Here is a 7180-nt window from a genome sequence, read left to right on the forward strand (position 1 = left end):
ATTTGCGGGGGAATACCTAAAGATACAAAAAAGCCAACTAATTCGCAACATTTTGTGTATGAATTAGTTGGCTAATTTTATACTATTTACTGAATATCCCTACATAATGTAACAATATGACAACCATTTCACCGCATCAGCCGACACTAGCAAAAATAAACCCTACCTCACAATAAGTCTTTCCGGAATTTAAGTTCCACAAAAGTGAGATTTAAACGTTCAGGCAACCTCTTCGGCAAAAATTTTTCTGTCAAGACATCCGGTTTTTATAATCTTCGTAACCGAATTTACGGACCAGACGAAAACCGGTCTCAGGATTCCAAATTCCGATGGAAGGATGGGTGACCCCGTTGAACATGGTCGTTTTGACCATCGTATAATGGATCATATCGCGAAAAACGATACGATCTCCGACCCGGGGCTCACGTCCCCCGTCAAAAGCCCAATCTCCGTAGTAATCACCGGCCAGACAACTGTTTCCTCCCATCCGCCAACGCTTTTCCCCTTCGGCAGGTTCATGAGTGCCTAAAATAGCCGGCTTATAGGGCATTTCGAGACAATCGGGCATGTGACAGGCAAAAGAAACATTCAACATCAAAGTATCGACACCTCCGTTACTGACTTTATCTTCGACAGTGGCCACCAGACAACCGGTATCCCAGGTAAATGCACTACCCGGCTCGAGAATGATCCGTAAATGCGGATAACGCGAACGAAAATCACACAAGATATGAATCAGTTCCTCCTCATCGTAATCTTTATGAGTCATCAAATGTCCTCCCCCCATATTCAACCATTTGATTTGCGGGAAAAACCGGCCGAATCGTTCTTCGACAGCAGCCAGCGTACCTCTCAAATCATCCGGACGGGATTCACACAACGAATGAAAATGTAAACCATCGATTCCTTCCGGTAAATGAGTCAGGTCGGCAGCCAATATGCCCAGACGGGAAGTGGGACTGGCCGGATTGTATAAATCGGTTTCAACAGTAGAAAATTCCGGGTTTACCCGCAACCCACAAGAGACACCTGCCCGATGGGCCCGCCGTCCGAAACGCTCGTATTGTCCCAACGAATTAAAAGTGATGTGGTTGCTGCAATTCAATATCTCGCCGATCTCTCCTTCGGTATACACCGGAGCATAAGTATGAGCCGGAGCGCCATATTCTTCAAAAACAAGACGAGCCTCCGCCAGCGAACTGGCAGTGGCTCCATCCGAATGTCTGCTGAGTTCCGGAAAAATACTCCACATAGCGTTGGCCTTCAAAGCTACGATAATCTCTGCTCCGGTAGCCTTCCTCACCTTGTCGATCACCCTCAGGTTGTCTGCCAGCAAGGTTTCATGCAATACATAGCAAGGAGAGGGGACAGTGGATAAATCCCAGTTGCTCAGAATCGTATCCTTATCGATCATACTTCCAGGTCGATATCGAATTTTTCAACCCAAGGCAATCCTTGTTCTCCTAATTCTGCCAGGAATGGATCCGGATCGAATTGTTCCACATTATACACTCCTGCGCCTTTCCAAAGTCCTTTTGCAAACATCGCGGCTCCCAGGGCAGCCGGAACACCGGTGGTGTAGCTGACAGCCTGTGTACCGGTTTCTTTGAAAGCAGCTTCGTGGTCACAATTGTTATAAATATAATAAGTATGTTCTTTGCCGTCTTTGAGCCCTTTAATGCGGCAACCGATCGAAGTCTCGCCATGATAGTTGTGGCCTAAGGATTTCGGATCGGGCAATACGGCTTTCAGGAATTGCAAAGGTACGATCTTCACTCCGTTAAATTCCACCTCGTCGATACGAGCCATACCGATATTCTGAATCACCCGCAAATGGGTCAGGTATTCCTGTCCGAAGGTCATCCAGAAACGAGCCCGTTTGATGGTCGGAAAATTCTTGACCAGAGATTCCAGTTCCTCATGGTACAACAGATAAGACTCTCTTTCCCCGATATTCGGATAAGTCAAGGTCTTATGAATTTCGAGCGGTCCTGTCTTGACCCATTGTCCGTTTTCATAAAAACGTCCGTTTTGGGTGATCTCCCGAATATTGATTTCCGGATTGAAGTTGGTAGCAAAAGCCATTCCGTGATTTCCGGCATTACAATCTACGATATCCAGATATTGAATTTCATCGAAGTGATGTTTGGCAGCATAAGCGGTAAAGATCGCCGATACGCCCGGATCGAATCCACATCCCAGAATAGCGGTCAATCCTTTTTCTTTAAAGCGTTCATGGTATGCCCATTGCCAGCTATATTCGAAATGTGCTTCATCTTTAGGCTCGTAATTAGCCGTATCCAAATAGTTCACTCCGGCTTCCAGACAAGCTTCCATAATCGTCAGGTCCTGATAAGGAAGAGCAACATTAATCACAATATCCGGCTTGAATGAACGCATAAGTCCGGTCAATTCCTCAACATGATCTGCATCCACCTGAGCGGTCTGAATACGATTACCCCCTACGGCTGCAGCAATCTCGTCGCATTTCGATTTGGTGCGGCTGGCCAGCATAATATCGGTAAAAACCTTATTCTTTGCAACTTTATGCGCAACAACGGTACCAACGCCTCCGGCACCGATAATTAAAACTCGACACATGGACAATTTTTTTTAAGTTATTACTAGTTGAGCAAAGATACAATATTTTTTGATCCGAAAAACATTTTTCATTTCAAGTCATTCAAATAAAACAGGCATTACTCCAATATTTTCCCGCTAATGAGCAACAACGACAGCTCGGAGATTTTTGCCTGGTAGAGGGCAGAAACTTTACGGTCGACGGCATCGATATAACTGCGCTGAAATTCCCTGAATTCGATTCCCGGCAAGGTTCCCAATTTATACTTTTCGAGTGCCGCATCGAGGTTATCGAAAGCAACCCGTTCGCTTTCTTCCTCAAAGCTTACGATCTGCAGGTTATTCTCGTAGGTATTGTAGAGCTGTGCCAAATCGGCTTTTACCTGCTGTTCCGCTTCCTGATAAGAAAGGGCGGCATTTTCCATATCCAATTTCGCATTTCTGATCTTCCTCCGGTTTTCCAATCGGTTAAAAATATCCACACTCAGGGAAAAACCCCAATACGGACCGTTCGAACGGTTGAGGGAAGTGACCGAGGCCGGAGATTTGGTGCGGTTGTAGTTATATCCGGCATCGAAATCTAATTTAGGGAACAAAGCGGCCCGGGCGATCTTCATGTCCAATTCAGAGACTTTCCGGTCCCGGCGCCCGATTTGCAGGGTAGTATTGTATTGCAACAGATCGGTCAATAAATCCTGATATTGCAAAGGCATATGCAGCCGGATAGAATCGTCTACGTACATATGTTTTTGCAGATCGGTATTCATGATAGTATTCAGTGAAATATAAGCACTTTTCAACAGTTCTTTTTCTTTCATATAATTCGAACTGTCGGCATTTAAATCGAGTTTTGCCTGTTGGGCCTCCAAACCCGATAATACTCCGATCACATATTTATCACGGGCCTCGGCATAACGGGCATTCGACAACTCCAAAGAATGCCGTGCAGCTTCGAGCTTACTGTGCTGACGTACAACATCGTAATAATAAGAACTTACTTCGACGATCAGGTTCTCGACAGCTGCCTTGGTGTTCAGTTCGCCGATCGCCAGCATTTCGGCATAACGGTTGTGAGTCATAAACATTTCCATACCGTCGAACAAACGCCAGTTGAGAGAAACTCCGGCACTCAAAGCATCCGAACGGGAATTATCGGCCCTTCTGTCTTCTCCGTCGGAGACCACTTTACTATCGGTAATCGATTGTTTCTGGGCAGCATCGATACCGATAGTCGGAAGAAAAGGCCCGTAATTCAGGTTATTTTCAGCCTGACGTTGTTGATTACGGATAATTTTGATCGAATAATTCGACTCCAACGCCCGGGCGATACAACTATCCAATGTAATTTTAACCTGGGCAGAAGAAAACCCTGGAATAAAAAATAAAAAACAAACGATGAAGAATAGTAAACTATATTTTCCCATAATCATAATCAAAAAATTCTTTACTCTTTATGCTCTTCCCCGATCACGTTCACCTTTTCTGTCGACAGATAAGAATAAATCGCCGGAATCACGAACAAGGACAAGAAAGTAGCACATACCATCCCACCGACAACGGCGATCCCCATGGCTACCCGGCTTTCAGCACCGGCACCGGTAGCGATAGCCATCGGAAGAATACCCAAAACCGTCGACAAACTCGTCATCAGAATCGGCCGGAAACGAGCGACAGCAGCATTTTTCACAGCTATCAGCATCGGTTCACCCATCGCTTTCCGCTGGTTGGCAAACTCTACAATCAGAATACCGTTCTTCGACACCAGCCCGATCAACATGATTACACCGATCTGGCTGAAAATATTCATAGTCTGATCGAAATACCACAAGGACACCATCGCCCCGATCAACGCCAAAGGCACAGTAAACATAATGATCAGGGGATCCCGGAAACTCTCGAACTGAGCCGATAAAACCAGGTAAATGAATATCAATGCCAATACAAAAGCAAACATCAGACTGGACGAACTTTCCACAAAATCCTTCGAACTACCGGAAAGTGTCGTCTTAAAATTATCGTCTAACACATCGGCAGCAATCCGGTCCATTTCAGCCAATCCCTCTGATATCGTTTTTCGTTTAGCCAATCCAGCCGAAACCGTAGCGGCCACAAAACGGTCGTAGCGATACAATTGCGGAGGCATAGAACTCTCGGAAGTCGTCACCAGATTGTCCAATGCAATCAATTCACCATTATTATTCCGTACATAGATATTCTGTAAATCAGAGGGTTTATTCCGGTTTTCGCGGTCGATCTGACTCAATATCTGATATTGCTTCCCGTTCAGGATGAAATAACCGACCCGCTGTTCACTCATGGTCAGCTGTAAGGTCTCTGCAATATTCTGCATAGAAACGCCCAATACGGCAGCTTTATCCCGGTCGATATTGATGGTCAATTCGGGTTTGGTAAATTTAAGGTTCAAATCGGCCACCGAGAATACCGGACTTTTATTCACTTCGTCCATAAAGCGGGGCAATACCCGTTTCAGGTCGTCGAGGTTCTTGGCCTGAATAACGTATTCTACCGGCAAGCCTCCGCGACGTCCGCCAAAAGTCTGCTGTTGTGAAACCATCGTCCGGGCTCCGGTGAAATTACGTACCTGTACTCCCAATTCATCGGCAATCTCCTGTTGGGTACGTCCCCGTTCTTCGGGATCTACCAACCAAAGGTTCAAGTTGGAACGATTGGTATTTCCCCCACCGATCATTTCGATTATCTTTTCCTGTTCAGGGACCTCTTGTTCGATATAACTACTCAACTCATCGGCATATCGGCTCATATACTCGAACGTAGCGCCTTCCGGAGCCGTAGAGGTGATCCGGATATTCGAACGGTCTTCGAGGGGAGCCATTTCCGAAGGAATAGCCTGCCACAACAACCAGATCACCACGCCCGAACCGATCAGTATCAAAGGAGCGATCCACCGGTATTTCATAAAACCTTCCAATGCCCGGCGGTAGTAATCGACCATACCGTCGAAGAAAGGTTCCGTCGTACGGTAAAACCAGTTATCGGTGACATTGCGGGTAAGCAACTTGGTGGAAATCATCGGGGTAAAAGTCAGAGCGACAAATGAAGAAATAATGACTGCCCCGGTAATCACGATACTGAATTCCCGGAACAACCGCCCGGTCGTCCCCTGCAAAAAGACAATCGGGAAAAACACAGCCACCAAGGCTATAGTGGTAGCGATAACTGCAAAGAAGATCTCATTCGACCCCTTAAAACCGGCTTCGAGCGGAGACATTCCCTGTTCGATCTTCGTATAGATATTCTCCATCACCACAATCGCATCGTCGACAACCAGACCGATCGCCAGCACAATCGCCAGCAAGGTCAGAATATTTATGGTAAATCCGGCCAGATACATCACAAAAAAAGCACCGACCAAAGAGATGGGGATAGCCAATACGGGAATCAATGTCGTCCGCCAATTGCGTAAGAACAGGAAGATAATCAACACTACCAGAATAAAAGCCTCCACGATCGTGTCTTTCACTTCATTGATCGAATTGCGGATAAAGACCGTATTATCGAAAGCAATTCCGGCTTCGACGTCATCAGGCAAGTCTTTTTGCAAATCGGCCATCACTTCATACGCCCGGTCGACAATATCGATATAATTGGCTCCCGGCTGAGGAATGATGGCACAAGCCACCATCGGCACCCCATTCCGCTTCATAATCGAACGGGTATCTTCGGCGTCTACTTCTGCAATACCGATATCCCGGAAACGAATGACTTTATCGCCCTCCTCTTTGATGACCAGATTATTAAAATCCTCGATCGTCATCAGTCGTCCCAGGGTACGGATAGTCAGTTCGGTATTTTCTCCCTCGATCCGTCCGGAAGGCAATTCCACATTTTCCTGAGTCACAGCATTCCTCACGTCCATAGGAGTGATTCCATAAGCAGCCAGCAAAGACGGATCCATCCGCATCCGTACGGAATATCTTTTTTCTCCCCAGATGGAGACACTACTCACTCCTGAGATCGTCTGCAAGCGTTCCTTATAGTACTGATCGGCATACATACTCAGGTCGATCAATGACCGCTGGTCACTCCGCAACGAAACCGCAAAGATCGGCTGAGCATCGGCATCCGCCTTACTTACGGTCGGAGGATCCACGTCTTTCGGCAAACGGCGCATCGCTCCGGAAACTTTATCCCGGACATCGTTAGCAGCCGTCTCCAAGTCGACCTCCAACTCGAACTCTACCGTTATATTACTCCGTCCGTCCCTACTCTGGCTGGTCAACGAACGAATCCCCGGGATTCCGTTGATAGCCGACTCCAAAGGCTCGGTAATCTGCGTCTCGATTACATCGGCATTAGCACCTGGAAAACTGGTCGATACCGAAATAATAGGCGGATCGACACTGGGATAGTCACGTACCCCCAAAAATACCAGACCGATACAACCGACCAACATCATAATGATGTTCATCACCGTTGCAAATACCGGTCGCTTTATACATGTTGACGATAAGCTCATTTGTTATAGAGTTGCTGAGTTATTGAGTTTATAGAGTTACTGAGTTTATAGAGTTACTGAGTTTATAGAGTTACTGAGTTTATAGAGTTACTGAGTTTATAG

Annotated in this window: 4 protein-coding genes; all 4 read right to left on the reverse strand. The window is 46.4% G+C overall.

The features are described 5' to 3' along the window. Nucleotides 1-250 precede the first annotated feature (250 nt). The 4 genes from nspC to AC5RDS_RS01295 all read right to left on the reverse strand — a co-directional run bounded on the left by nspC (nt 251) and on the right by AC5RDS_RS01295 (nt 7078). The gene (nspC, locus tag AC5RDS_RS01280; protein WP_013611865.1) at nt 251-1414 is read right to left on the reverse strand and encodes a carboxynorspermidine decarboxylase; all 1164 of its coding nucleotides are present in this window, start codon (nt 1412-1414) and stop codon (nt 251-253) included. Beyond that, nucleotides 1411-2601, reverse strand: coding sequence for a saccharopine dehydrogenase family protein (locus tag AC5RDS_RS01285; RefSeq protein ID WP_013611866.1), 1191 nt, complete (start codon nt 2599-2601; stop codon nt 1411-1413). The genes nspC and AC5RDS_RS01285 overlap by 4 nt, the downstream gene beginning before the upstream one ends. 98 nt (nt 2602-2699) lie before the next feature. Next, nucleotides 2700-4004, reverse strand: coding sequence for a TolC family protein (locus AC5RDS_RS01290; protein WP_229091363.1), 1305 nt, complete (start codon nt 4002-4004; stop codon nt 2700-2702). A gap of 20 nt (nt 4005-4024) precedes the next feature. After that, nucleotides 4025-7078 (reverse strand): efflux RND transporter permease subunit, encoded by a 3054-nt coding sequence (locus AC5RDS_RS01295; protein ID WP_046402638.1) that lies wholly within the window; start codon nt 7076-7078, stop codon nt 4025-4027. Nucleotides 7079-7180 lie beyond the last annotated feature (102 nt).

The organism is Odoribacter sp. (assembly GCF_985060555.1).

Coding starts and splice junctions, on each gene's coding strand:
- nspC (WP_013611865.1), bottom strand. CDS start 1,414: ATGATCGATAAGGATACGATTCTGAGCAACTGGGATTTATCCACTGTC.
- AC5RDS_RS01285 (WP_013611866.1), bottom strand. CDS start 2,601: ATGTGTCGAGTTTTAATTATCGGTGCCGGAGGCGTTGGTACCGTTGTT.
- AC5RDS_RS01290 (WP_229091363.1), bottom strand. CDS start 4,004: ATGGGAAAATATAGTTTACTATTCTTCATCGTTTGTTTTTTATTTTTT.
- AC5RDS_RS01295 (WP_046402638.1), bottom strand. CDS start 7,078: ATGAGCTTATCGTCAACATGTATAAAGCGACCGGTATTTGCAACGGTG.